Genomic DNA, 26,336 nt, shown 5'->3' on the forward strand with positions numbered 1-26,336 from the left:
TTTTTCTTATTTTACCATTTTTGATAGGGAATGTCATTTGCCATCCTAAACTACCTGCTAAATTTTCAGTAAAATCTTATTCGCTTTTTACTCGTTTGACATAGTTTGCAATTGGATAGTTTACTGGATCCAAGGTCAACTCCTTGTCTTGGACCAGCTGGGCTAGATGGTAACCAATGATAGGACCCGTTGTGAGGCCTGATGAACCAAGTCCACTAGCCGCATAGACACCTGCTAAGCCAGGTACTTCCCCAAAGAAAGGCGAGAAATCACGAGTATAGGCACGGATTCCCACACGCTCACCTGATGATTTTGCTTCTGCCAAGGCTGGATAGTGAGGCAAGGCTGCTTCCTCCATTTGTTGGAGCAAGATTTCATCCACTGTCAAATCAAATCCCATATCATTTTCATGGGTAGCGCCTAAGGACAATTTCCCGACTGCAAAAGGAATTAAATCCCACTCTCCTTCTGGCATGACAACAGGGTAAGATGCTAGGTCTTTGGAGAGCTGATAATCTCGGAGCTGTCCCTTTTGGGGACGAACATCTACCTCATATCCTAAAGGCTCCAAAATGTATCCTAACCAAGCTCCCGTCGCCAAAATAACCTGATCAAATACCTCTTCACCAATCTGGTAACCTGATGTTAAAGGTGTCAGGCTCACCTTTTCTTTGACCGGCTTGACCTGACTAGCTTCCAGCAAACGAGTCACTAAGAGTTGACCATCTACTCTCGCTCCACCAGATGCATAGAGCAGGCGGTCAAATCCCTGCAAGTTAGGGAATAATTCATTAGCTGATGCTTGATCCAAAATAGCTAACTGGCCTATCAAGGGAGAATCTTCTCCGCGCTGGAGGGCTAGTTCATAGAGCTCTTCCAACTTGGATTCATCCTTTTTCAGGAGAAAAACTCCTGAACGCTGGTAAAAATCAATTTCCTGACCAGAATTTTCTAAATCAGCCAACAAATCCACATAAAAGTCAGCCCCCAAACGCGCCATCTTGTACCAGGCTTTATTACGGCGTTTGGAAAACCAAGGACTGATAATTCCCGCTGCTGCCTTGGTTGCCTGACCTTGACCATGGTCAAAAACAGTTATCTCTAGGTCGCTTTCTTTCGCGAGGTAGTAGGCAGCTGTTGCCCCCACAATCCCTGCTCCAATAATGGCAACTTTTTTCATTGTCTTCACCTTCTAACTAGATATGGTGGAAAGGATTGGTTGATGCTTGACTAGGAAAAATATCAATAGACCATCCCTTCTCTGCCTTCCATTGAGTAAAGAGTGCAGCGATTTTTTCCACAAACAGCACTTCGATATAATGTCCAGGATCCAGTGCCAACAGGCCATCAGATAGCATATCCTGAGCTGTGTGATAGTAGATATCGCCAGTGATATAAACATCTGCCCCCTTTGCTAAAGCATCAGAGTAGAAAGACTGCCCACTGCCACCACAGATGGCCACTCTTGAAATAGGCTTCTGCAAATCACTCTCTTGATAATGCACCATTCGAAGACTATCTAGACCAAAGATTTGCTTGACATGCTGGGCAAATTCCCCAAATGTCTGAGTTTGAATATTTCCAATCCGACCAATCCCACGTTCTGGGCCTGTTTCCTGCAGATAAGTCGTTTCCTCAATACCCAGCATCTGACAGAACCAATCATTGAGACCATTTTCAACGATGTCAATATTGGTATGGCTGACATAAACTGCAATGTCATTCTTGATGAGGTCGATGTAAATCTGATTTTGCGGACGACTAGCTACCAAGTCCTTGATAGGACGGAAAATCGGCGCGTGCTTGACGATAATCAAGTCTATCCCCTTTTCAGCGGCCTCTGCCACCGTCTCTTCACGTATATCCAGGGCAACCATAACCCTTTGGATCTCCTTATCTAGAGTACCGATTTGCAGACCACGACTGTCTCCCTCCATAGACAATTCCTGAGGGCAAAAGGCTTCATAAGCTCTGATAACTTCACTTGCTAGCATGGAGAACCTCCTTTATGGCTTGAATTTTATCTACTAGAACTTGGCGTTCCTCCAGATTTTTTTCTGGGATTTGGCTAAGAGCAAATTCTAGCTTAGCTGCTTCTTTTTGCCATTTTTCGACAAAGATTGGGCTGATTTCTTTGGACAAGAAGGGGCCAAAGCGAACATCACTGGCTGATAGCTTCATTTGTCCAGCTTCCACCACTAGAATTTCATAAAACTTGCCAGCCTCTTCTAAGATGCTTTCTGCTACAATCTGGAAACCGTGCTCTTGTAGCCAGATGCGCAAGTCGTCTTCACGATTATTGGGTTGGAGGATTAAACGTTCTACACTCGCAAGTTTATCCAATCCTTCTTCCAATATGGTAGCAATCAAACGGCCACCCATACCAGCAATGGTGATAATAGAGACTTGGTCAGCCTCTTCAAATGCCACTAAGCCATTGGCTAAACGGACTTGGATTTTCTCCTTTAGACCGTGAGCCTCAACATTTTTAACCGCAGACTGGTAAGGACCTTCCACCACTTCCCCTGCAATGGCGCTTTTGATTTGGCCTCTCTCAACTAACTCGATGGGCAGATAAGCATGGTCACTCCCCACATCAAGTAACACAGCACCTTGGGGCACAAAGGACGCTACCAATTCTAATCTCTTTGAAATCATCTTCTCTCACTTTCCAAAACTCTGTTACCTCTTATTATACCATATTTCAGCTAGCAATCTTGCACCTAAAAAGACCGCAATACACAGATTGCAGTCTTTCTTTATTTTCTGGATTGGTAACGACTTGTTAAGATAAATATCACAGTAAAGACAGCCATCATGACAAGGTAAACAGGGAATGTTTGTCCAGTTAAGGTTGAAATTTCAAGTAGTTTTTGAATCCTTGGGAAGAGAGCTGTGGCTAGGAAGCCTCCTACTGACCAAATAACCAAGAGTACACGCCAGAGGGTGAATGGCATGCAAGCTCTAAATACGGATAAGAAACCGATAGACCCAAGGAGATAATAAAGTAGGGTCGAGATTTCTAACTCTGACCAACCTTGGCTAGCCCCAAATATTTTGACAAACAGAACGCTAAACACGACCATAAGAGCGCTTGGTAGGGCACGAAGCATAGATCTTCTGAGGAAATTTGGCTCAACAGGCTTGATATTCCGCTCAAAAGTCAGAACGAATGGTGGGAAACCTTCCACGAATTGGTCGATCATGGTAATCTGGATTGGAATGAAAGGGAAAATCAAGATCCACTCAGACCGTCCTAGAAGAACACTGGCAATACAGATGACTGCGAGCAAGAAGGAATAAATGGTCTTAATCAAGAAAATTGGTGCGATATGGGCGATGTTATTGACCACACGGCGACCTTCGAAAAGAATCTCAGGAACATCATTGAAGTCTGAGTTCAAAAGAACCAGATTGGCAATCTGACGAGTCGCCGGATCCCCCTCAGCCATTACAATCGAACAATCCGCCTCACGAAGAGCCAGGATATCATTGACACCATCCCCTGTCATAGCTGTTGTATGCCCTGCTTTTTTCAGAGTTTGGATGATGAGTTTCTTTTGATGAGGGGAAACACGACCAAAAATTGCTGTTTCCTCAGCTATGGCAATCAATTCATCATCCGTGATTTTCGAACAATCTACATAGCTGTGATAGTCTGCAAAGCCAGCCTTATGGGCAATGCTGGACACTGTAACGGGATTGTCACCAGAGATAATCTTGAGTCCCACTTCCTGAGAACGAAGATAGTCCAGTGTCTCTGCTGCTCCTTCTCGAATGGGGTCCAAAATCTCCAGCAAGGCCAGAGCCTGAATATCAGATGGTTTCTGTGGTTTGTGATGATCTAGTTTTTCCTGACTGAAGGCTAAGACCAGGACACGTGACCCTCTCTCCAAGGCCTCTCTGGCTTCTGGGACTTCAGAGTCCAACAACATTTCAGGCGCACCTAAGAAAACCGTTCCTAGCCCTTCTAACTCCATAGCTCCCCACTTGCGGTCGCTTGAGAAAGGAAGATTCGAAAGCATAGGGTAGGCTACCTGACCTTGGAAACGTTGGCGAATAGCTTGGGCTGTTGGATTCTTATCCTCACTATGGGCCATATAACTAGTCAAAATGCTGGCAATAGCCTCGTCACCATAAGTTTCCGTCAGTGGAAGAACAGCCTCCACTTGCATCTTTCCTTGGGTTATGGTGCCCGTCTTGTCCAGACAGAGCATATCCACGCGCGCCAAGGTCTCAACAGAGTACATCTCCTGTACCAAAACCTTTTTCAAGCCCAGCTTGATCACCGCAGTCAAGAGTGAAGTAATGGTCAAAAGGGCGATTCCCTTGGGTAACATTCCCAAAAGGGCCGTCGACGAATTTACAACGGATGACTTGAGGGGCAAACCTTTTAACATCAAGGCTTCTAGCAGGAGAGCTAGACCAAAGGGAATGATAATCTTCCCAGTAAAACCGGCTAGCTTGTCTAGCGATTTCATGATACGGGAGTTGATTGGTTTCACTGTCTTAGCTTCCAGCATGAGTTTGGCAGCATAGTTTTCTGCCCCGACATGGTGGACTTGAGCCAAAACTGCCCCACTGGCTAGGAAACTTCCTGACAAAAGCAAGGCGTCAACTTCCTTTTGCACCAAATCACTCTCACCCGTCAACATGGCTTCATTGACTTCCGCGAAGCCTTCCAGAACCAGAGCATCACTAGGAATCTGCTCTCCCGCAGACAAACGAATGACATCTCCTAGAATCAATTCTTCTGGATTGAGGGCAACTTCTTGACCCTCACGGATGGTTTTGACCTTTTCCTTGGTCATGAGATTGAGCTTGTCCACCATATGTTTGGCCCGTAGCTCGGTCACAATCCCAGAAAAAGCGTTGAAGCAGATAACAGCAAAGAAAACCAGATTGCTCCAAGCCTGCACAAAGGCTAGCGCTAGGGCAATAGCAAAGTTTAATGCGTTAAAAAGTGTAAAAACATTTCGTTTAAAGATTTGCCAAGTACTGGTACTGGCCGACGCGGTAAAGTCATTGACCAAACCTTGAGCCTGTCTTTCCTTGACTTCTCTTTGGGTTAATCCCATTATCTTATTTTTATCCATAAATTCTATCATATCATTTTTTCTAGCAGAATTCTAATCTCATCCAAAAACTGTCCACTGATAACTGAAAAAGTTTGCCAGTAGTCTTTCGATAAGGTATAATAATAAAAGCAATACAATCGAAGGAGTTCTCATGTTTTATACTTATTTGCGTGGACTAGTCATGCTGATTTTGTGGTCCATCAATGGCAATGCTCACTACCACAATACTGATAAAATCCCTAGTCAAGATGAAAACTATATCCTCGTCGCACCTCATCGTACCTGGTGGGATCCTGTTTACATGGCCTTTGCGACCAAGCCAAAACAGTTCATCTTTATGGCCAAAAAAGAGCTGTTTAACAACCGTATCTTTGGCTGGTGGATCCGTATGTGTGGCGCCTTTCCTATCGACCGGGAAAATCCTAGCGCCTCTGCCATCAAGTACCCTATCAACGTCCTCAAAAAAAGTGACCGCTCTCTCATCATGTTTCCAAGTGGGAGCCGTCACTCAAACGATGTCAAGGGTGGAGTTGCCTTGATTGCCAAAATGGCCAAGGTTCGTATCATGCCTGTTACCTACACAGGTCCCATGACCTTGAAAGGCTTAGTCAGCCGTGAACGTGTGGATATGAACTTTGGAAATCCTATCGACATCTCAGACATCAAGAAAATGAATGATGAAGGAATCGAAATGGTTGCAGACCGTATCCAAGCAGAATTCCAACGTTTGGACGAAGAAACCAAGCAATGGCACAATGATAAAAAACCAAACCCACTCTGGTGGTTTGTCCGAATCCCTGCCCTCATCCTTGCTGTGGTTGTGGGTATTCTAACGATTATCTTTAGCTTTATTGCAAGCTTTATCTGGAATCCAGATAAGAAGAGAGAGGCTCTTGGCTAAAAAATACAATTATCCCTTGGCTTTTACCAAGGGATATTTCTTTTATGCAATTTTCCATTTTTGGGCCAACCAGTTGGAAAAGGCTAGGAATCGTTCAGCCACTTGCTCATGATGCCCATAGGGATCAAAGACAAACTGACCAGTTGGATAGCGTTGCTGAAAGCTGGTATGGAGCTGCTCAGCATAGGCTGGTGCTTGAGCCAAGCGATTGGTATGATGGGCTCCTTCTGTTTGACCATTCTGTAAATACAGCAAACAGTCTAGATTTTTCACTGTCTCTTCCCTGCAATAAGTCGTAAAATCAGGATACCAAAAGGAACCACAGATAGAGAAGATACAGGAGACCTTATCAAAACGGAAAAGACTGTATACTGCCGCCAAACCACCTAATGAATACCCTCCATAAGCAAGGCGATTTTTGTCCAGACGATAAAGCGACTGCAACTTATCTAAAAGACCTCCAAATAAATGACCATGATAGGCATTTGCCTGACCACCAAAATCTGGAGCCCCCTCTCTCAGAGCAGCTGCCTTCCAGGGAGTGTAGTCGTCTAGGCGATTTTTAGAGGTCAAGCCCACTAAAATCACAGATTCGGAAAGAGATGATAGGAAATCCAAGTTTCCATCATTCAAGAAAATAGCTGGATAGGTTTGATTGGGATCATAGGTCGAAGGAAGGCTGACCTTAACTTGGATCCCTTCCCAATCAAACTCATTATTTATTGATAAAGTCATTGATTTTCTCAAGGGAATCAATCACTGCTGGACCATAGTCCATCAACTCATCGTAAGAAATAGTCATGATTTTTTGATTCTTAATTGCAGGAACGTTTTCCAAAACTTCATTTGCCTTCATCAACTCTACTGCGTTAGCATCCAATTTTTTATTGCGGTCGCTGGTTACATAGATAATCAACTCAGGATCCATTGACACGAGATTTTCCAAGGTCAAGCCTGATGTTCCCGTTGCAACATTTGTATAACCAAGTTGATTCAACAAGCTTTCTTGCAAAGCAGACTTGTAAGCACCAAAGGTTTCGTCATTATAAGCAACCATAATCAAAGCCTTTTTCTTTTCACCTTGGCTTGTTGGGTTTGCTTTCTTAACAGCGTCAATCTTAGCTTGTAATTGGGCTGCGTATTCATTAGCCTTGTCCTGAACATTGAAAATCATTCCAAGATTTTTAACGTCTTCTACAATATTTCCCAAATCTTGCTGAATCGTTGAGAGAGAAGCTTTTTGCGTATAGACTGGGATTTTGTTTTCATTCCAAGTGCTAACTGTTCCCAAGGATTTTTCAGAAAACATCATGTTTCGACCCATCACAGCGTCTGGCTCATAAGAAAGGACTGTCTCTTGTGAGACTGTTTTTTTATCACCGATTTGAGGAATCGTCGCAATCGCGTCTTTGTATTTGTCCGTCACAGCATTATCAGGGTTAAGCATGCCAGCAATTTTATCCTTCAAGCCTAACTCCAACAAAATTTCAGTGGTTGAAAGATTGTTGGTGATAACTTTTTCAGGTGCCTTGTCAAAGACTTGTTCGACTTCATTTCCCTTAGTATCATAGGTCTTGACCGTTAACGGATAAGTCGTCTCTGTGCTGGCCTTTTGACTTGTTTCTGCGCTAGATTGTGTGGTAGCTTTTTCTGTAGTAGTGTTGCCACAAGCTGCCATGGTTAAGGTAGCTACTGTTACGAGTAAAATACTGAGTGTTTTTTTCATTTTGTTTTCCTTTTCTTTCTTATAAATAGTGAATCATAGCTTGCTGATCCTCGGTCCAAGTAACCTGACTTTGAACTCCATATACAGTTTGCAATGACTCAGGGGTGATGGTCTCCTTTGGAGTCCCTTGGTAAAGGATTTCCCCCTCTTTCATCAGATAGAGATAATCCGAATAGCGACAAGCAAGTTGAATATCATGTAGGACAGCTAAAACATTGACCTTGAGATTCTTCACAATGGCCAACAAGTCTAGCTGGTACTTGATATCCAGGTGATTGGTTGGTTCGTCCAGGAGCAAGAGAGTCGGTTCTTGCGCCAAGGCGCGGGCTAATAAGACTCGTTGTTTCTCCCCCCCTGAAAGAGACGAATAGAGACGAGTTTTCTTCTCAAGCATATCCACTTTGACGAGAGCATCCTGAACGAGGACATAATCTCTTTCCTTTTCCTTCTGTAAAAAAGAGAGGTGGGGAGTTCTTCCCAGCAAGACAATTTCCTCAACTGTACAATCAAACTGCAATTGATTAAACTGGGTAACAACTGCCATTTGCTTGGCTGTTTCTTTGAGTGACCAATGCTCCAGTGGCATTCCATCTAGTCTTATCAAGCCTTTGTCCGCCCTTTCCTGACGATAGAGGAGTTTAAGCAGGCTGGTTTTTCCACTTCCATTTGGCCCTAGTATCGTGTGGAATTGATGTCCCTCAACCTTAAGAGAAATTCCTTTGAGGATTTTTTTCTCTTCTAGTCCAAAGTGGACATCCTGACAAATCAAGTCCATATCAGGCCCTCACCTCCCTTCGCCTACCTCCTACAATGTAGATGAAGAAGGGAGCACCTACTAAGGCTGTGAAAATACCAATCGGCAGCTCAGCATTTGGAATGATGACACGAGAGAGTACATCTGCCCAGACCACAAAGAGGGCACCCAGTATGGTCGCAACAGGAAAAAGTCTTCTGTAATTCGTTCCTACTAACCCTCGAGCTAAGTGAGGAGTAATGAGACCAACAAATCCAATAATCCCACAAGTTGCTACTAAGACTGCTGTCAGCACAGCCACCATGGTCACATAAAGATACCAGTAGAAGCGTAAGGGAATTCCCAAAGTTAAAGCAGTTTCATCTCCCATCATCATCGCATTAAAAACACGATACTGGGTAGCGAAAAATAGAAAGGCCAATCCTACTACTATAGTTGGCAGGACTAAGTCAGACCAAGAAGTCCCAGCAAGCGAACCCATGGTCCAAAACTTAATGGTCATCACACTGTCCGCATTAGCGCCAACTGAGATAATAAAGTTGGAAAATGCCAGAAAGAGAGCATTGACCACCGTTCCTGATAAGATCAGACTAGAAGTCGTCATCCTGCCCTGCATAGAGGCAATGATAAGGACAGCAATTGTTGCCAAAATAGCTCCAAGAAAAGCTCCAAGGCTAATCACCAATTTTAAACCAAGAATGATGCTCAAGGTTGCACCCAAAGTTGCACCCGCAGAAATTCCTAAGACATAAGGCTCTGCGATGGGATTGTTCACTGTAGACTGCATCACGCTACCACACATAGAAAGTCCAGCCCCTACTATCAGACCTAACAATACTCGGGGGAATCTCATGTTCCATACAATGGCAAGAGTGGACTTGGAAACCTCTCCTATCTCAAGAGGAAATCCCAATCTGCTCAAAATGATCCGATAGGTATCTCCTAAGTCAATCGCTACGGATCCCATAGAAACAGCTAGAAAAAGTGAAATCCCTAAAATACCTAGCAAAATAACCAAAAACAACACAAATTGCAAATCTTGTCGGCTTCCAGAAAATTTGGAAAGCATGAAAACCTCCTTAAACAAAATTAAAAATTTAGAAAATTCTCATAAAAAAGTATACCATATTTCTATTAGATGAACAAGGATAGGGACATATATAGAAAAAGCCCTCTGAAAATCAGAGAGCTGATTTGAGCTCGGACTAAAATCCTAGTGAAACAAAAAAATCTACACGGTCAGAAAAGTCTCTATCGTGCCATTTTCATACATGATGTATAGTCCAAGTAGAATGAATACTAAGGGCACAATGATTCGCTCGTATTTTTCAATTGTCTCGAATATTAACGGAATAGAGGATAACATCCGACTAATCTCGCAAAAGATAATTATGCCGATTACAAACACAAGCAACGCCACGAGGGTCTGTGACCAATCTAACGAAGCAAAATAAGGTATATAGATACCTAAATTATCTCCGCCAGACGCAATTGTCAGCAATGTAACTGTCCAAAACAGTTGATTTGCCTTGCTTTGTTCTAATCTTTCAATAATTTCTTCCTCTTCTTCCTCACCTTCTCCAACAATTGCAAAGCGAATCCCTAAATAGATAGGGATTAAACCAAGCAATCCAACCATCCATTCTTCAGGAACGAAATTAACGACATAAGCAGCAACTAAACTCGCCCCTACAAGTAAGCCTATTCCTAGATATTGCCCCGCATAAATATGCCATTTCTGTTTATTCTGTGATAGCTGTGCAAATAAAATAATTAAAATAATTAAATAATCGATACTGGTGGAAATATAAACACCAATAGCAGATATGATTGTCTGTCCCATAAAAACCTCCTGTATTAGTTAGTAATAAATCAGCAGATTTTAGGAGAGCACAGACACATTAATTTAGCTATCGCTAGTGGGTAATGTCGAACGTAGGAAAGCATTTTACTCCTCCTCAAAACGTAGTTACAAAGTAATTTCTAACTGGAATTCGGTGACTACTTCCATGTAAAGTATAACATACTATACTTTACTTCGTAAAGTGTGGGCTCTCCGAGGGGGCTTGCAGACAGTTACTTGGCTTGAAAAGCCGAGTAACTGCGCACCTTCATGGTGTCATTAGCTGATACTATTTGAGGTTTTTGTAGTCTCCAAAATTATGACCGATAAAACCTCAATAAAAAAGCTCTCTGAAGTCAGAGAGCTGATTTGAGCTCGGGCTAAAATCCTAGTGAAAAAGATGAAACTCCTTGTGTTCATCGAACACTGTTTCCTTTCCCTATTTTCATACGGATTTTTAACGCCCTTAGCATCATGATTCTTGCCGGATAAACCGTTTATAGACTAGGCGATGAGCCGAAGATTGTACAAAAATGTTAGTGAAACAAAAAATCTCCCCGAAGGGAGATGATCTGGTTTATTTTACCTTACAGTGCTAGGAACCGTAACCGAAGATTATACTTGAGTATATCGAGGCAAGGTGACAACATAAAAAGCCCTCTGAATATCAGAGAGCTCCAATCTTGCTGGATAAAACGTTTATAGACTAGGCGACGAGGCGAAGATTGTACTAATGGTACATCGAGTCGAAGCCAACGAAGTATAGAAACGTTTTAGACGCAAGATTAACGACGAAGTCCAAGAGAGTTGATTAACTCACGGTAACGGTTAACGTCGTTTTTACGCAAGTATGCAAGCAAGTTACGACGGCGACCGATTTTTTTCATCAATCCACGGTAAGTAGCGTGGTCTTTTTTGTGTTGTTTGATGTGTTCGTTAAGGTGGTTGATTTCCCAAGTAAGGACAGCAACTTGAACCTCTACTGAACCTGTATCACCTTCGTGACGTGCATATTGTGCGATGATTTCATTTTTTTTCTCTTTTGAGATTGCCATGATGTTTCTCCTTTTTATTTGGCTTCATCCGAGTGACAGGTTGGCATGCCTGCAACCAAGAAGAAGTTATTTGTCTTTACGACAGTTCTTATTCTACCAAGAAGCAGGGACTTTGTCAACTGATTTACTGTTTAAACCCGTGAATTACTCTACTGATTTCAGGGCTTCGAGCATATCCACCTTTCTCAAGTGGTGATTGACAAAGACGCCCAGTAAAGCCAAAATCACAGTCACTGCGACGATTGGAAGAGCATAGACTTCCCAGCTGACCTGAGGATAAAAGAGTATGGTAGCAGGTGAAATCATTTGAATCAAAAATTGATGTAAATAGTAGCCAACTACCAAACCGAGAGCAATCCCCACAAAGGACAGCACCATAGTCTCGCGGTAGATATAGAGGGTCACTTCTTTATTGTGGAAACCGAGAACCTTGATAGTGGAAAGTTCGCGGATACGTTCTGCCACATTGATATTCGTTAGATTGTAAAGAATGACAATGGCTAGTAAGACGGAAACAAGGACAAGGATTGCCATGGTTTTATTGAGCGAACTAGCCACAGATTCAAAGAGATGGATGGCCGTCGCATTCTGGACGACCCCAGAAACAGCATCTTTTTCCATGAAGGTAGCAACTTCTTTCTCCGTATTGGAAGGTGTTGGCTCTTTTAATTTTACTAGGTAGGTATTGTCTTGCGGACTGATTCCATAGACTTGTTCGTAAGTCGCTCGGTTGAGATAAACAAAGTGTCCAACATAGTTTTCAGAAATAGCTGCGACCTTGATTTCCTTCCCATCAAGCTCCAGCTCATCTCCAACCGTAACACCTGCTAGTTGGGCTAATTTTTGACTCACGACCGCTCCATCGGTGACCTGCACCTCTCGCCCATTTTCCTCTAATATGATAAAAGGCTTAAAGTCTTCTCCACTAGTAACCATCATAGTGATGGTTTGAAGTCCTGCTTTTCCTTTGAAATCTTTTTCAATGGATTTAGAGTAAATCTTTTGATAAGCATAGATAGATTCAGCCTGCAAGGCGCTTTCTAAATCTGCTTTTTCTTGCTCCGTTGCACTGCTCTTTTCCGCTACAATCATCTGGTATTGCTGGATTTGTTCAAATTGGCGCTCAACAACGCCTCCCACAGAAGACTGAATGCCAAGACCTGCAAATAAGAGAGCAGCCGAACCCGCAACTCCAAAAATGGTCATCAACATTCGTTGCTTATAACGAAAAATATTTCGCGCCGTGACCTTATGAGTAAAGCTCATACGACTCCAAATAAAGCTCAGGCGTTCCAGTAAAATCTTTGCTCCTTTAACGGGAGGCTTGGGAAGTAAGAGTTGGGCTGCTTCATCGTGTAGTTCCCTCCGCGCTACCAGATAAGCTGGCAAAACGCTGGATACCCAACTTAAGGCTAGGGCAAGAAGGCTATAAGACCAGTAAAAATACTCCTGACTTTTCCCAACGACCATCCCAGTTGTTATAACATCCGAAATCACTCCTGCAAGGAGATAATGTCCTAGAAGCGTTCCTAAAATGGTTCCTACAGTTCCTGCAAGAAAACCATAGAGGACAAACTTGGCAACTATATCTCGATTTCGGTAACCCAAGGCCTTGAAAATACCAGCATTGGTGCGCTCTTCATCCACAAAGCGAGTCATCGTTGTAAAGGTCACCATTGCCGCGACCATATAAAGCACCACTGGGAAGATATTTCCGACTGATCGAATGCTTGCTGAAGCGTTACTGTACATGAGATAGCCTTGACCCCCTGGCATGGTTTGGCGGTTGTAAACGTGGTAAGTCGGCTCTGTCAGTTCATCAAGCTCTTTCTGACGTTGTTCAAGCTTCTCTTTTTCCTTGGCTAGATCACTCTCTTTCTGAGCCATTTTTTCTTTTTCTGTAGCCAATTCTTCCTTAGCTTTTGTCAGCTGTCCCTTGGCTTGACTCTTTTGTGGTTCAGGCAAAGCGGTCGCTTGTTCTTCTTGCGTTTTCAATCGACTTTCAGCCTGTTCTAACTGACTCTTTCCTTTTTGAAGGTTACCTTCTGCTGTTTGGAGCTGCTCTTTCCCATTTTCCAAGCTCTTTTGCCCATTTGATTTGATATTTGCCAATCTTTTTTGACCATTATCGGCAAGCAAGTCTTGCAAGTCTTCCTGATGTTGATCTCGTTTGCTCCTATAGTCTGATGAAAAAGCATCCAGATTTTTTAAATCGTCATAGCGCACACGCGCGATACTATAGACATCTGAGTCAAACTGACTGGGTAAAATCACTCCATAGCCAGCCAAGCTTCCATTTCCACTACTAGCACTTCCTAAATCTTCCTTAGAAAGAATTTCACCCGACTGAACAAATCCAATAATTGTGAAAGTTTGGGATTTTACGACGGACTTTTCTTCTTTCTTAGTAAAGGTAATGGTCTGCCCAATCTGATAACGGTCTTTCCAGAAGTCAGCTAGGGCAATTTCCTCAACTGCTTCTGGCAGTCGCCCTTCTGTCACTTGGAAGGTTGAAATGCTCTCTGGTTTGGAATAAAGTCGAACCGCTTCTTCACTATTTTCAACGGTTAGGTCTGCCATATAGCCAAACTCAACACTTGCTCCTTGAAGTGTCTTTAGTTCGTCTTGGTCTTTTTTGTCCAAGCCATAATCAGCTATCACGGCCAGATCCAGAGTATTGGCTTTACGGAGATAATCTTCTGCCGTACGTTCCATGTTGGGACTGGCTACTTTGAGGCCAACTAGAGCTAAAGAACCCAGCATCATCAAGGTCAAGATAGAAACAAAGCGTCCCTTTGATGTCGTCACTGACTGAAATAGGTCTTTCCGATATGTTTTTTTCATCCTAATACTCCAATGTATCGATATCCTGCGGATGCTCATTAATCGTCACACTCTTAACCGTGGCATCACGCATGTGAATCACCCGATCCGCAATAGGAACTAGCGCGCCATTGTGGGTCACGATAATCACAGTCGCTCCTTTTTGACGAGACATGTCTTGGAGAATCTTCAAGACTTGCTTCCCCGTCTGGTAATCCAAGGCACCTGTCGGTTCATCACAGAGGAGAATTTTAGGATTTTTGGCTACAGCGCGTGCAATGGAGACTCGCTGTTGCTCCCCTCCAGAAAGCTGGGCTGGAAAGTTATTGAGGCGATGACCTAGCCCTACGTCTTTGAGCACTTGCTCTGGATCCAAGGCATCTGTCACGATTTCTGAAGCCAGTTCCACATTTTCCTTGGCTGTCAGATTGGAGACTAGATTGTAAAACTGAAAAACAAAGCCTACATCTTCACGACGATAGTTTGTTCGTTGGTGCGAACTATAGTTGGCAATATTGGCACCATCAATCCAAATCTCCCCCTCATCATTGGTATCCATACCTCCTAGGAGATTGAGAACGGTTGATTTTCCAGCACCTGAAGCGCCAAGTATGATAACCAGCTCCCCTTTTTCAATTTCAAAATTCACATCGCGATTAGCCACAATCTCCGTATCCCCAACCTGGTAACGCTTGTAGCTGTGTTTCATTTCAATATAAGCCATATCATTCATCTCCTTTTCAAAGCTCGTTTCCTTAAATCAACAAAGTGTTGATTCTAAATCACAAATATTATATAATGGGCTAAGTCAAAAAGCAATAATCAAAAATCAACAAAGTGTTGATTTAAGAAGAAGGAAGAAAAATGGTTCAGAAACGAAAAACTACTACTAAGGAAGACATCAAGGAAGCTTTGATTCAGTTGCTATCAGAGGAGAAATTTGAAAATATATCAATTAGTAAGCTCTGCAAACGAGCAGGAATTAATAGGGGAACTTTCTATCTACACTATGAAGACAAATATCAAATGATTGACAGTTTTAAAAGTGAAATCATTTCCCAGCTCTACATTTTTTTAGAAAAAGAAAGAGAATCGCCTAGAAAGTTTATGTTAGCCAACTTTTATATATTACGTTCGAACGAACGCCTTATCAACGCCTTGTCTCAAAGTCATTACATAGACTTTCGTGGTGCAATTCGTGAATTTCTAAGTAGCATTATTCTAACTGAAAATCAAATAGAAAGGACTCGTCATTTCTTATCAGAAAACTTCCAAATTCCTCACAAGTACGCTTTGGAAATCTTCTTATCAAGTATTGAAGGGATTATTTCTCTTTGGATTGCTGGGGGAGCGCAAGAAGAACCGGAAGAAATCACGGATATAATCTTATCAACCTATAACTACGAACACTGGAACTACGAATCAAAGGAAGATTAATTCATACAACTTACTATTTCATAAGCTATATCCTCTCATTTTATACTTTTTCAATTAGCTAAATTGCCTTTTTTTAAACTTAGATACAAAAAAGCCTAGGAATTCCTAGGCTTTCTGTTTATAGATTATTTTCCAAGGTAGTATTCAGAAACTACGTTCAATTTTTCGTCAAATTCGAATACCAATGGTGGGAAGTTAGGGATTTCCACGTCCATGATTTCGTCGTCTGACAAGCGTTTGATGTGTTTTACAAGGGCACGAATTGAGTTACCGTGAGCTCCTACGAATACGTTTTTACCATCTTTAAGTGCTGGAGCGATTTTGTCTTCCCAGAATGGAAGGGCACGTTCCAAAGTTACTTTCAAATTTTCAGCATCTGGGATAACTGAGTCGTCAAGTGAAGCGTAACGACGGTCAGTGTGAGCTGAATGCTCATCATCACGGTCCATGTTTGGAGGCAATACATCGTATGAACGACGCCAGATGTGAACTTGCTCATCACCAAATTGTTCAGCAGCTTCAGCCTTGTTTTTACCAGTCAAACCACCGTAGTGACGTTCGTTCAAGCGCCATGATTTTTCAACTGGAACCCACAATTGGTCAGCAGCTTCAAGAGCCAAGTTTGTTGTTTTGATCGCACGTTTCAATACTGAAGTGTAAGCTTGGTCAAATTCGATACCAGCTTCTTTGATCAATTTACCAGCGTCAATCGCTTGTTGTGTTCCTTTTTCAGACAAATCAACATCAGCCCAACCAGTGAAAAGGTTAGCTTTGTTCCATTCAGACTCACCGTGGCGAGCAAAAACCAATTTTACCATTAGATGGATTCTCCTTTTATTTTTCGAGGTTGTCCTCGTTTATCTATTCCATTTTACACAATTTTTCACAAAAAAGCTAGTGAAAATCAACGAAAAAGAGAAGAGCTTCTCAGCCTTCTCTTTATTATATTATCATAATTGTTCTCAACAGAAAATGAAACAGTCTCTCCTAAATAATTAAAAAACTACTACTCTTCAATTACAAATTTTTTCAATGTTCCAAAGTAGAGTGAACCACCAATAATGGTTAGAATTCCACCTACCCATCCCAAAAGTGGAATCAAACCGACCGCACCACCTACAATGAGCAAAACAGAAGGTGCATTCGTAACACGTTCATCATCTTTATAATAAACAATAGCAACAATTCCCAATACCAAAACAGCAATTTTAACCAATAACAAAATAATTGAAATCCCTGTCAATGTCCCAACTGTTACATCTGCGTCTTCAGTCGCTGTAGCGGCTCCAACAGCCATCATAAACATGATGACTGGCGCTAAGAGCAATACAATTCCTGAAATAAGACCAAAAATAGCGTTAACACGAGCAAGTGTATTTGTTTTCATAATAATTTCTCTAAAAATTAAACAGTCTTATAAAATTTTATAATGAATATTAATACCCTTTAAACTCTCTAAAGAATTTTAAGCTCCATAATTCTTTTATAATTATTAGAAATATAAAATTATGAGAAAACTGAATAGTTGATTATGTTAATTATCTACACGGACAGGCTAGGAAAAATCTCATTTGAGGAAAAGTCTAGTAAATTTTCCCACGATAAAACGCATAATATCAAAACACTTGAACTCTTGATATTATGCGTTTTTATGATTTTAGCGACCTTTCTCAGTCTCTTTCTGATTATTTCGCTTCAAATCCTTCTGCGACTGCGTCCGCAAAGTTTTCTTCTACGATGCCTGCACAGTGGTCACAGATGACTGCATGGTAGCTACGTTCAGCAGTAGTTGGATCGATACGACGGCAACGGTCACAAACTGCACCTGTAGCGCGTTCAACTGTAAAGGCAACATCCTCAAAGCTTACTGCACTCTCTGGAGCTGCTCCTTCTGCAATGGTCAATTCTGACACGATCAAAAGTTGAGCCACATTGCTGTCCACTGCTCCAAGAAGAGTTTTCACCACTTCATTAGGATAAACTGTTAAGTGAGCTTCGAGTGATTTACCGATTACTTTTGCATTACGAGCTTCTTCCAAGGATTTTTGAGCTTGTCCGCGGAAGTCCATGAAAGCTGCCCATGTATCCAAGATCTCTTCTTGGTTGGCAAAAGTTTCAGCTTCTGGTAATTCAGACAATTGAACGAATTCTTCAGCTTCAAACTCAAGATATGACCAGATTTCTTCCGCAGTGTGAGGAAGGATTGGTGTCAAGAGTTTCGTGATTTTGACAAGGATGTCATAGAAGACAGTCTGCATTTGACGGCGTTCGAGTGATTTGGCACCTTCGATGTAAACAACGTCTTTAGCGAAGTCAAGATAGAAGGCTGACAAGTCAACGTTGATAAAGTTCACCAAAGCCTTGTAGATTGTCAAAAATTCAAAGTTGGCATAAGCATCACGAATCGTATTAACAAGTTGGTTAAAGCGAATAGTCATGTACTTATCAACGGAACGAAGCTCATCATAAGCGACTGCGTCCTGCGCTGGGTTAAAGTCAGATGTATTAGCAATCAAGAAACGAAGAGTGTTACGGATTTTACGATAAGTTTCAGAGACTTGGCTCAAGATATCCATAGAGATACGCACGTCGTTGCTTGAGTCAACACTTGTTACCCAGAGACGCAAGATTTCTGCACCAAATTGTTTTTCAACATCGCTTGGAGCAATCGTATTTCCAAGAGATTTAGACATCTTTTCACCTTTACCGTCAAGGGCAAATCCTTGTGACAAGATTTGTTTGTATGGCGCTACGCCATGGTTGGCAACAGATGTGATGAGTGAAGAGTTGAACCAACCACGGTATTGGTCAGAACCTTCTAGGTAGAGGTCTGCTGGATATTTGAGTTCTGGACGGTTTACTACAACACCATTCCATGATGAACCTGAGTCAAACCATACGTCCATGATGTCTGTTTCTTTCTTGAACTCGCCATTTGGTGAACCTGGGTGGGTGAATCCTTCTGGCAAGAGGTCTTTGGCATCACGTTCCCACCAGATGATAGACCCGTGTTCCTCAAAGAGTTGAGCCACGTGTTCAATAGTTTCAGCTGTCATGATTGGCGTGCCGTCTTCGGCATAGAAGATTGGTAATGGCACACCCCAAGCACGTTGGCGAGAGATGACCCAGTCGCCACGGTCACGAATCATGTTGTAAAGACGCACTTTACCCCATTCTGAGTGGAACTTCACTTTTTCAATTTCGTCCAAGATTTCTTGGCGGAATTTAGATACAGAAGCAAACCACTGTGGTACTGCACGCCAGATGATTGGTTTTTTCGTACGCCAGTCAAATGGATAGGAGTGAGAGATTTCTTCTTGCGCAAGGAGCAAATCACCCAGTTTTTCAATAACAGTTGGCACAACCTTGTCATAGAATCGACCTGCAAAGTCAGGACCAGCATTTTCCATCATGATCCCGCGTTCGTTAACTGTTACAGCAACTTCAAGACCGTTGGCAACACCGACATTGTAGTCGTCCTCACCAAAACCAGGGGCTGTATGGACAATACCAGTACCAGAGTCAGTCGTAACGTGGTCACCAAGGATCACTAACTCATCTACAGCCGTATCCCATGGGTGAGCTGTTACGATATGGTTCAATTCTTGACCACGGTAGGTTGCCAAGACCTGAACATCAGCCCAGCCAAATTTTTCAGACAAACTGGTCAACAATTCTGAAGCAACCACAAACTTACGAGATTCACCAGCTGGTTGTACGACTACGTAATCGATATCCGCACCAACAGTCAACCCACGAGATGCTGTAATGGTAAATGGAGTAGTTGTCCAAACAACGATGTAAGTATCAGTATCTAGGACACCTTTTCCGTCTTTGACGCGGTTAGCATAGTAAAGGGAAGTTGAAAGCAAGTCATGGTATTCAATTTCCGCTTCAGCAAGGGCTGATTCGGATGACCAAGACCAGTAAACTGGCTTGGCGCCACGGTAGATGTAGCCTTTCTTAGCCATTTCTCCGAAGACACGGATTTGAGCCGCTTCGTAGTCTGGAGTCAAAGTCACATAAGGATTTTCCCAGTCACCAGAAACACCCAAACGTTTAAAGTCTTCTCTTTGTTTATCAACTTGAGAAAGAGCGTAGTCACGGCAAAGTTTCAAGTACTCAACCAAGTCCATTTCTTTACGTTTCACGCCTTGTTTTGCCAAGACTTGCTCGATTGGCAAACCATGTGTATCCCAACCTGGGATGTAAGGCGCATAAAATCCTGACATCGATTTCGAACGAACAATAATATCTTTAGAAATCTTGTTCATGGCATGTCCAACGTGGATATTTCCGTTGGCATAGGGAGGTCCATCGTGCAAGGTGAAATGCGGTTTTCCTTGGTTCAATTCTTGACGACGTTGGTAAAGTTTCGCTTCGTCCCACTCTTTTTGCCATAGTGGTTCTTTAGTAGGAAGTCCAGCACGCATTGGAAATTCAGTTTTTCCAAGATTTAGGGTATCTTTGAGTTTCATTATATCTCCTTTATTATATAGACAAATTAAAAACCACGAATCGCTAAAAAGGACGAAAATCGTGGTACCACCTTTGTTCGGAAAAAGACTTTGTCTTTTCCCCTCTTGTCCCGTAACGTGGGCAACGTCCAATCTTACTCTTTTCAGACTGGATTGCTTGAGAGGATAATCTGACCACTAGGGATTGCAGGACTCACACCATCTCCTACTCGCTGAAAATATAGTTAGTCAGATATTGTTCTCACATTTATTTCTTATAATATTGTAACGGATTCTTGTTGTGCTTCATGTCTAGTAGTTGAAGAAGCAGTTCCAGTTGCCGATGGCGATACTGAGAAATACTCTGTCACGATTTCTGAATCCTCATGTTGTGGCTCAACTGAATGAGACTTTATCTCTTCTACAACCGTATTGATGTCTAACACATGACTTTCCGCTTGACTGTTAGCCTGCTGAACTTCAAACTCAGCTAATTCTTTGTTACCTGCTTCGATGCGGGCTTGTAACTCCGCCATTTCTTCAGGTGAAAATTGGCGAGTCACATCAATCGGCTCTTCTTCTGGTTGCGAAGGAACAGCTTCTCCCAAGACCTCACCTACGACTTCCTTGAAGGCTTCATCACTTGTTTGGAGATAAGTCGCAGTCGGACGAAGAATATCTTCCCAATCTGAAGATTCGACAATTGCCAACTGGCTCTCAATCGTAGACTTGAGGCGTTGATGGAATACACGACTCTTGTTCTTCAACTCTTCTGTCTCAACAGCTACTTTCTTAGCATTATCTGTTGCCTGACGTAGGATTTCATTAGCCTTGTATTTCGCCTCTTCAAGGAGACGCTGGGCATCTTGCTCAGCCTGTTGAATAATATTGTTTGAGCGCTCTTGAGCAGCTTGCTTTACACGTTCAGCCGTATCTTGAGCAATCAAAACAGACTGGCTCAACGAATCCTTCATCTCATCAAAGTAAGATAAGCGCTCTTCTAAACTTCTAATGTGTCTTTCCATTTCGTGATTATTGCGAACTAAGTCCTCGTAATCACGAACAACAATATCAAGAAATTCATCTACTTCTTCTGGATCAAACCCTCTGAATTTCGTAGAAAAGGTTTTATCTTTAATTTCTAATGATGTAATTGGCATACTTTTCCTCACTTACTTAATAATAATTGGATAGTCAGTTTTATCTTATCCCTTTTAGTTTGCCCATTTTCTTTGACAATCTTCAGACGACCAAACTTTCTCACACTAATCAAATCCCCCACAGATACTAGATAATCTAATTTTTCTATAGGATGGTAGTTTACCTGGACAGATTTCTTCTCTATGAGTTGACCAGCCTGCTTTCTGGATAATTTCAAGGCACTTGATAAGAGGGCATCCAAACGAAAACTGGAAATCAAAATCTCTTGTTCTTGATAATTGATTTCAGATATGATTTTATCGGTGAAAGGACATTCCTCCAGCGACACAGGTAGCCTAGCAATCTTTTGTATCCCATCCTGAAACAGAGGGATAAAATCACGATTGACAAAAATCTGTGCTCTCTTTTCATCTACCAAGATATCACCAAAGAGCTTACGATCAATTCCTAGTTGATTGATGATTGTCCCCAAAATCTTTGCATGTGTTAGCTGTTCAAATCTACTTGGATAATGGATCTCTAGCAATGCCATTTCAAAATCTGACAGTGTCGGACTAAAGTAGTCTGGATACAGGAGGACACGGACAAATTCCGTTTGAATGTATTCTCCACTACTCATACAGCCCAGTCCATAAGTTCCAGCTAAAATCTTCAATATATGCTCCTGATGCGGATTGACAAAAGCTGTGAGAACAGGAGTATAGGTATCTTCCACCCGCTTGATCCACTCTAATCCCTTATCAATAAAAGGAGCATCATCAAGAGAAAAGTGCTGGTAAATCGCTTTATTTGTCATCATAGTATCAACAAGAAACGAATCAAGCTATCACCCAAAAAACGAACGATTAGGATTGCTAGCCAAATGGATAAATCCAAACCTCCAAATTGTAAAGGTAAACGGCGAAGTGGATCAACAATCGGTCTAATCAGCTTTTCCAGTAAACGTTCAAGTGAGCTACCATAAGAATTTGGAAACCAAGAGAGGAGTGCATAGATTAACAAAAGCAGGGAATAGATATTCACTGCATTTTGGATCAGACGAATTAGAAAAATCATTATTTCGCTCTACTTCGTTTAATATCAAAACCAAATTCTGCACTTTGAGAATCATCAGGTAACTTGATATCTTCAATATTCACAACTACATTAACTGGCGTCAACAAATACATTGTACTCGCAACTTTTTTTAGATTACCAGCCAAGACATGACGGGCACCGTCCAGATAGTCTAGACAACGACGAGCCTGAACCTCTGTCATGTACTGGAAGTCAATCAAGATACTTTCATTTCCAGCCAATAAATCCACAATCTCTGTTGCATCCTCATATTTTCTAGGATAACGAACATCAATCGTTACTTTTTCATCTGTACGATGACTTTGCATAGCCAATTCTTGTTGACGAGCATGCAAGCGAGTGATATTGGCATCTTTTGAAGTAGTTGATTGAGGTTGTGCGGGTAGTTCTTTAGGAACTGAAATTGATGAAGCAGTCACCTGCTCTTCCTTAGGTTGATAAGTCGCAGTTGTTTCTTCCCCATCTTCTGTAAAATAATCTATAAATTTATTAAATTTATCTTTTAAAGACATAAGTCTCTCCTATTTAAAAAATGCTGTACCAATTCGAACAAAGGTCGAACCAAATTGAATCGCTTCCTTATAGTCACGACTCATGCCCATGCTCAACTCTGTCATCGGCATATTAGGAATTTGTTTTTCTCTAATTTCTGCTTGCAGTTCCTGAGTTTCCTTGAAAATTTGTTTCAATTCATCAGAATCTGCCTCAAAAGGAGCCATGGTCATCAAACCAACATACTCAATCTGATCTAGCTGAGCCAAGTCCGGCAAAAGTTCTAGTAATTCTTCTTTTGAAAAACCGTGCTTGCTTTCTTCTCCTGAAATATTGACCTGTAGGAAACACTTGATAACATGATCTGTTCTCTTTTGAATCTCCTGCGCTAATTTTAAGGAATCTAAAGCATGAAAGTAATCCACAAAAGGGATTACTTCTTTGACCTTCCGTCTTTGTAGCGTTCCAATCAAATGCCAAGTGACAGGGAATTCTTTTAACGTCTGATATTTTTCTAAAAATTTATCAACACGATTTTCACCAATATGATGAACACCCAGAGGAAGCAAGGCTTCCGCTGTTTTTACGTCCACATATTTCGTCACTGCAATAATTGAAACAGAAGCTGGATCACGATTTGCTTCTCGGCTAGCTTCAGCGACCTGCTGAAAAACGAACTCTGTATTTTTTTTCAAATCCATTGATTAACGATTCTTGAAGAATGGAGGTGTGTCCAACTCATCTTCGTCCTGATAAGTCGGTGCTTCGAAACGTTCTACAGGTGATACGACTGAATCAGTTTGACGAACGATTGATTCACGGCGCAAGTCCCAATCACCAAAAGCAGAAGATTGACTTGTTTCAAAGCGTCGTTGGCTTTGTTTTGGTAATTCTGCTGTATCTTCTAGGTCAAAATGACGATCAAAATTTTGAGGGTGCGATTGTCTTGAAGCTTCACGACGAGCCGCTTGTTTTACTGAAGAACCAACAACTTTTTCTACACGTTCTTGACGAACACCAGTCGCTACAACTGTTACACGAATTTCATCTTTCATGCTTTCGTCAATAGAAGTTCCAAGCCAGATATTCACTCCTTGACCTGCTGCTTGATTGACGATTTCAGAAGCTTCTTCTGCTTCAATCAAGGTCAAGTCAAGACCACCAGTAACGTTGACAATGACATCTTCAGCACCGTCAATGGTAGTTTCAAGAAGTGGTGAGTAAATCGCTTTACGAGCCGCTTCAACGACACGCTCTTCACCACTACCAATACCGATCCCCATAAGGGCATTACCTTTGTTTGCCATAACCGTTTTCACGTCAGCAAAGTCAAGGTTGATCAAACCAGGGTTGGTAATCAAGTCTGTAATCCCTTGAACACCTTGGCGAAGGACGTTATCTGCTTCGCTAAGAGCTTCAAGAAGCGGTGTCTTCTTGTCAACAATTTCAAGCAAATTGTTGTTTGAAATAATCAACAAAGTATCAACATGCTCGCGAAGCTCATTGATTCCTTCTACAGCGTACTGACCACGTTTGCTTCCTTCAAATCCGAAAGGACGTGTCACAACACCAACTGTAAGAGCTCCAAGATCTTTTGCAATACGCGCTATAACTGGGGCAGCACCTGTTCCAGATCCTCCACCCATACCAGCAGTGATGAAAACCATGTCTGCCCCGCTAATTGCTGCTGTCAATGCTTCTTCGCTTTCTTCAGCAGCTTTACGTCCAACTTCTGGACGACCACCAGCACCCAAACCACGAGTCAACTTTGGTCCGAGTTGGATAACTGTTTCAGCTTTTGTACTGCTTAAGGCTTGTACGTCTGTGTTCGCCGCAATGAATTCTACGCCTGAAACACCTTCGTCGATCATGCGGTTAATAGCATTACCACCGCCTCCACCGACACCAATTACTTTAATAACTGCACCTTGAGCAGCTGCTGTATCAAATGAAAATGTCATAATTTCTTTTCCTCTTTTATTCATCAAACATGCTTCCGATCAAGCTGCGGAAACGGTCTGTTAATTTCGGTTTATCTTGAGAACTTGCTTGGAATTCGTCTCTTGGAGCAAGGCCACTGTCAGGTGTGATTTCAGTTGCTGCAGTAGCTGGTTGCACTGGAGTTGATTGTATAATCGGTGTCACACTTTGATTTGAAACACCAAAATTAATTGGTTTTTGGCGAAGGAATTCATCTCCTCTGACTGCCTTTTGAGCCAGAAGATTCACTTCTGTCAATTTACCTGCAAACTCAGACAAGCTGATTACATGTGCAAAAGCAGGGTTGCGAATGCCAACTTGGTTTGGTACGTGAAGTTTTACGCGAACACCAAATACTTCTTGCGCCAATTCGACAACTCCTGGCAAAATCGCATTCCCGCCGATCAAAACGATACCACCTGGCAAATCTAACAAGTGTCTTCTGTCTAACTCCTGTTTAATTTGATCAAAAATATGTTTGATACGTGCTGAGATAATTTCTGCCAAGTAGCTTTCTGTCACTTCAACAGGCTCTACTTCACCAATGACTTCAACTTGGAAAGTCTCGTTACTTGCTAGTGGAACATAAGCTTCACCATAGTTTAGTTTCAAACTTTCTGCGATTTTTTGGGAAGTTTTTAAGACTTTAGAAATGTCTTTAGTGACATATTCTCCACCTTCTTGGTAGATATTTGTAAATTGCAATTCTTGATTGCGAATGGTTGCAACTGTAGTCTGTCCACCACCCATATCAATCACTGTCGCGCCAAACTCACGTTCTCCCTCATTGAGAACTGAATTTACAATCGCTAATGGTGAGATGATGACATTGTCAACATGAATTCCCACACGCTCCACGGTTTTACGAAGGTTATGAAGAATGGTACGAGGTCCTGTGTAAAGTAAGCCACGCATTTCCAAACGCACCCCCATCATGCCACGAGGGTCACGAATACCTTGGAAGCCATCTACGATAAATTCTTCTGGAATGAAAGTAATCACTTCACGATCAGGCGTCATGCTCTTAGTCAAAGCTGATTTGACAACATTCTCTACGTCTTGATCTGTAATTTCTTTTGTATCTGATGTTACAGGAATCATTCCTTGAGTTGGTTCAACCTGCAAGAGATTTGCTGGTAAACCAACATTGACAGACTTGATTGAAATTCCTGCCTTCTCTTCTGCCTGGGAAATTGCGGATTTAATTGCTGAAGCAGCAGCCTCAATATCAACGATAATCCCGTCTTTGACACCTTTACTCTTGGCATTGCTAACGCCAATTACATTTACTTCACCATCTCTATGTTCGGCAACCAGCACTTTGATGGAGCTAGTTCCGATATCTAAGCCTGTAAAAAAACCATCTCTAGTCATTACATTGCATCCTCTCTGTCTTCCAAGTTTCTCACTTCTATTTTCAATAACTGTGACAAGACACAGCTATTCACAGAATATTATAACACAAAAAATCCAATCGTGCTTAGTTTTTCATAAATTTCCTCTAGGTTTTTTGTAAAAGTCTTTTAAACAATTTTTCTCAGGAGCAATCATT

At 42.0% G+C, this 26,336-nt stretch carries 24 protein-coding genes and 1 other annotated feature; of the genes, 2 read left to right on the forward strand and 22 right to left on the reverse strand.

From position 1 onward, the window contains the following. Window positions 1-76: 76 nt before the first annotated feature. From D8802_RS02070 to D8802_RS02085, 4 genes are all read right to left on the reverse strand, one after another. Window positions 77-1,180 carry an NAD(P)/FAD-dependent oxidoreductase gene (locus tag D8802_RS02070; RefSeq protein WP_185758178.1) on the reverse strand — a complete coding sequence of 368 codons (1,104 nt, stop codon included), beginning with the start codon at window positions 1,178-1,180 and terminating at the stop codon, window positions 77-79. Window positions 1,181-1,196: 16 nt separating this feature from the next. Next, entirely contained in the window at window positions 1,197-1,994 is a 798-nt protein-coding gene (locus D8802_RS02075) for a Nif3-like dinuclear metal center hexameric protein (RefSeq protein ID WP_125394606.1), read from the reverse strand. After that, entirely contained in the window at window positions 1,981-2,658 is a 678-nt protein-coding gene (locus tag D8802_RS02080) for a tRNA (adenine(22)-N(1))-methyltransferase (RefSeq protein WP_125394607.1), read from the reverse strand. Before D8802_RS02080 ends, D8802_RS02075 begins: the two co-directional genes overlap by 14 nt. A 101-nt stretch (window positions 2,659-2,759) precedes the next feature. Further along, window positions 2,760-5,096, reverse strand: a complete 2,337-nt coding sequence (locus D8802_RS02085) for a cation-translocating P-type ATPase (RefSeq protein ID WP_125394695.1) — start codon at window positions 5,094-5,096, stop codon at window positions 2,760-2,762. A 133-nt stretch (window positions 5,097-5,229) separates the two neighbouring features. On the opposite strand from D8802_RS02085, the gene D8802_RS02090 reads away from it, so the two are divergent. Further along, window positions 5,230-5,979 carry a lysophospholipid acyltransferase family protein gene (locus D8802_RS02090; protein WP_125394608.1) on the forward strand — a complete coding sequence of 250 codons (750 nt, stop codon included), beginning with the start codon at window positions 5,230-5,232 and terminating at the stop codon, window positions 5,977-5,979. Window positions 5,980-6,021: 42 nt separating this feature from the next. On the opposite strand, the gene D8802_RS02095 is transcribed toward D8802_RS02090, so the two are convergent. The 8 genes from D8802_RS02095 to D8802_RS02130 form a co-directional block, all read right to left on the reverse strand. Continuing rightward, the gene (locus tag D8802_RS02095) at window positions 6,022-6,714 is read right to left on the reverse strand and encodes an alpha/beta hydrolase-fold protein (RefSeq protein ID WP_125394609.1); all 693 of its coding nucleotides are present in this window, start codon (window positions 6,712-6,714) and stop codon (window positions 6,022-6,024) included. After that, window positions 6,695-7,705: an ABC transporter substrate-binding protein gene (locus D8802_RS02100; protein ID WP_125394610.1), complete on the reverse strand. Its 1,011-nt coding sequence runs from the start codon at window positions 7,703-7,705 to the stop codon at window positions 6,695-6,697. The genes D8802_RS02095 and D8802_RS02100 overlap by 20 nt, the downstream gene beginning before the upstream one ends. A 19-nt stretch (window positions 7,706-7,724) precedes the next feature. Further along, window positions 7,725-8,480 (reverse strand): ABC transporter ATP-binding protein, encoded by a 756-nt coding sequence (locus D8802_RS02105; protein WP_125394611.1) that lies wholly within the window; start codon window positions 8,478-8,480, stop codon window positions 7,725-7,727. A 1-nt stretch (window position 8,481) separates the two neighbouring features. Beyond that, a complete protein-coding gene (locus D8802_RS02110; RefSeq protein ID WP_125394612.1) occupies window positions 8,482-9,528 on the reverse strand; it encodes a FecCD family ABC transporter permease in 1,047 nt (348 codons plus the stop codon). 162 nt (window positions 9,529-9,690) lie between these two features. Further along, window positions 9,691-10,302 carry a CadD family cadmium resistance transporter gene (locus D8802_RS02115; RefSeq protein WP_009730425.1) on the reverse strand — a complete coding sequence of 204 codons (612 nt, stop codon included), beginning with the start codon at window positions 10,300-10,302 and terminating at the stop codon, window positions 9,691-9,693. Between the two features lie 785 nt (window positions 10,303-11,087). Further along, complete coding sequence (rpsO, locus tag D8802_RS02120; RefSeq protein ID WP_001018251.1) at window positions 11,088-11,357, reverse strand: 30S ribosomal protein S15; 270 nt, start codon at window positions 11,355-11,357, stop codon at window positions 11,088-11,090. A 144-nt stretch (window positions 11,358-11,501) separates the two neighbouring features. Continuing rightward, entirely contained in the window at window positions 11,502-14,207 is a 2,706-nt protein-coding gene (locus tag D8802_RS02125; RefSeq protein ID WP_185758184.1) for an FtsX-like permease family protein, read from the reverse strand. Then, entirely contained in the window at window positions 14,203-14,904 is a 702-nt protein-coding gene (locus tag D8802_RS02130) for an ABC transporter ATP-binding protein (protein WP_125394614.1), read from the reverse strand. Before D8802_RS02130 ends, D8802_RS02125 begins: the two co-directional genes overlap by 5 nt. A gap of 140 nt (window positions 14,905-15,044) precedes the next feature. Between D8802_RS02130 and D8802_RS02135 the strand changes: the two genes are divergently transcribed. Then, complete coding sequence (locus D8802_RS02135) at window positions 15,045-15,617, forward strand: TetR/AcrR family transcriptional regulator (RefSeq protein ID WP_125394615.1); 573 nt, start codon at window positions 15,045-15,047, stop codon at window positions 15,615-15,617. 125 nt (window positions 15,618-15,742) lie between these two features. Here the strand turns inward: D8802_RS02135 and D8802_RS02140 are convergent, their stop codons facing one another. From D8802_RS02140 to ftsA, 10 genes are all read right to left on the reverse strand, one after another. Beyond that, on the reverse strand, window positions 15,743-16,435 hold the full coding sequence (locus D8802_RS02140; RefSeq protein WP_000240126.1) for a phosphoglycerate mutase: 693 nt from the start codon (window positions 16,433-16,435) through the stop codon (window positions 15,743-15,745). A gap of 188 nt (window positions 16,436-16,623) precedes the next feature. After that, window positions 16,624-17,004 (reverse strand): hypothetical protein, encoded by a 381-nt coding sequence (locus tag D8802_RS02145; protein ID WP_125394616.1) that lies wholly within the window; start codon window positions 17,002-17,004, stop codon window positions 16,624-16,626. 298 nt (window positions 17,005-17,302) lie between these two features. Then, on the reverse strand, window positions 17,303-20,095 hold the full coding sequence (gene ileS / locus D8802_RS02150; protein ID WP_125394617.1) for an isoleucine--tRNA ligase: 2,793 nt from the start codon (window positions 20,093-20,095) through the stop codon (window positions 17,303-17,305). Between the two features lie 45 nt (window positions 20,096-20,140). Continuing rightward, window positions 20,141-20,347, reverse strand: a binding site (T-box leader). Window positions 20,348-20,349: 2 nt separating this feature from the next. Beyond that, entirely contained in the window at window positions 20,350-21,234 is an 885-nt protein-coding gene (locus tag D8802_RS02155; RefSeq protein ID WP_125394618.1) for a DivIVA domain-containing protein, read from the reverse strand. A gap of 8 nt (window positions 21,235-21,242) precedes the next feature. Continuing rightward, window positions 21,243-22,034 carry a YlmH family RNA-binding protein gene (locus D8802_RS02160; RefSeq protein WP_125394619.1) on the reverse strand — a complete coding sequence of 264 codons (792 nt, stop codon included), beginning with the start codon at window positions 22,032-22,034 and terminating at the stop codon, window positions 21,243-21,245. Beyond that, the gene (locus D8802_RS02165; RefSeq protein WP_000576497.1) at window positions 22,031-22,291 is read right to left on the reverse strand and encodes a YggT family protein; all 261 of its coding nucleotides are present in this window, start codon (window positions 22,289-22,291) and stop codon (window positions 22,031-22,033) included. The genes D8802_RS02160 and D8802_RS02165 overlap by 4 nt, the downstream gene beginning before the upstream one ends. Further along, entirely contained in the window at window positions 22,291-22,824 is a 534-nt protein-coding gene (locus D8802_RS02170) for a cell division protein SepF (protein WP_125394620.1), read from the reverse strand. The genes D8802_RS02165 and D8802_RS02170 overlap by 1 nt, the downstream gene beginning before the upstream one ends. A 9-nt stretch (window positions 22,825-22,833) precedes the next feature. Further along, window positions 22,834-23,505: a YggS family pyridoxal phosphate-dependent enzyme gene (locus D8802_RS02175; protein ID WP_125394621.1), complete on the reverse strand. Its 672-nt coding sequence runs from the start codon at window positions 23,503-23,505 to the stop codon at window positions 22,834-22,836. Between the two features lie 3 nt (window positions 23,506-23,508). Further along, a complete protein-coding gene (gene ftsZ / locus D8802_RS02180) occupies window positions 23,509-24,765 on the reverse strand; it encodes a cell division protein FtsZ (protein WP_125394622.1) in 1,257 nt (418 codons plus the stop codon). A gap of 16 nt (window positions 24,766-24,781) precedes the next feature. After that, on the reverse strand, window positions 24,782-26,158 hold the full coding sequence (ftsA, locus tag D8802_RS02185; protein WP_125394623.1) for a cell division protein FtsA: 1,377 nt from the start codon (window positions 26,156-26,158) through the stop codon (window positions 24,782-24,784). Between the last annotated feature and the right edge of the window lie 178 nt (window positions 26,159-26,336).

The organism is Streptococcus oralis (assembly GCF_003943395.1).
In the GTDB taxonomy this organism is placed as follows: domain Bacteria; phylum Bacillota; class Bacilli; order Lactobacillales; family Streptococcaceae; genus Streptococcus; species Streptococcus oralis_BF.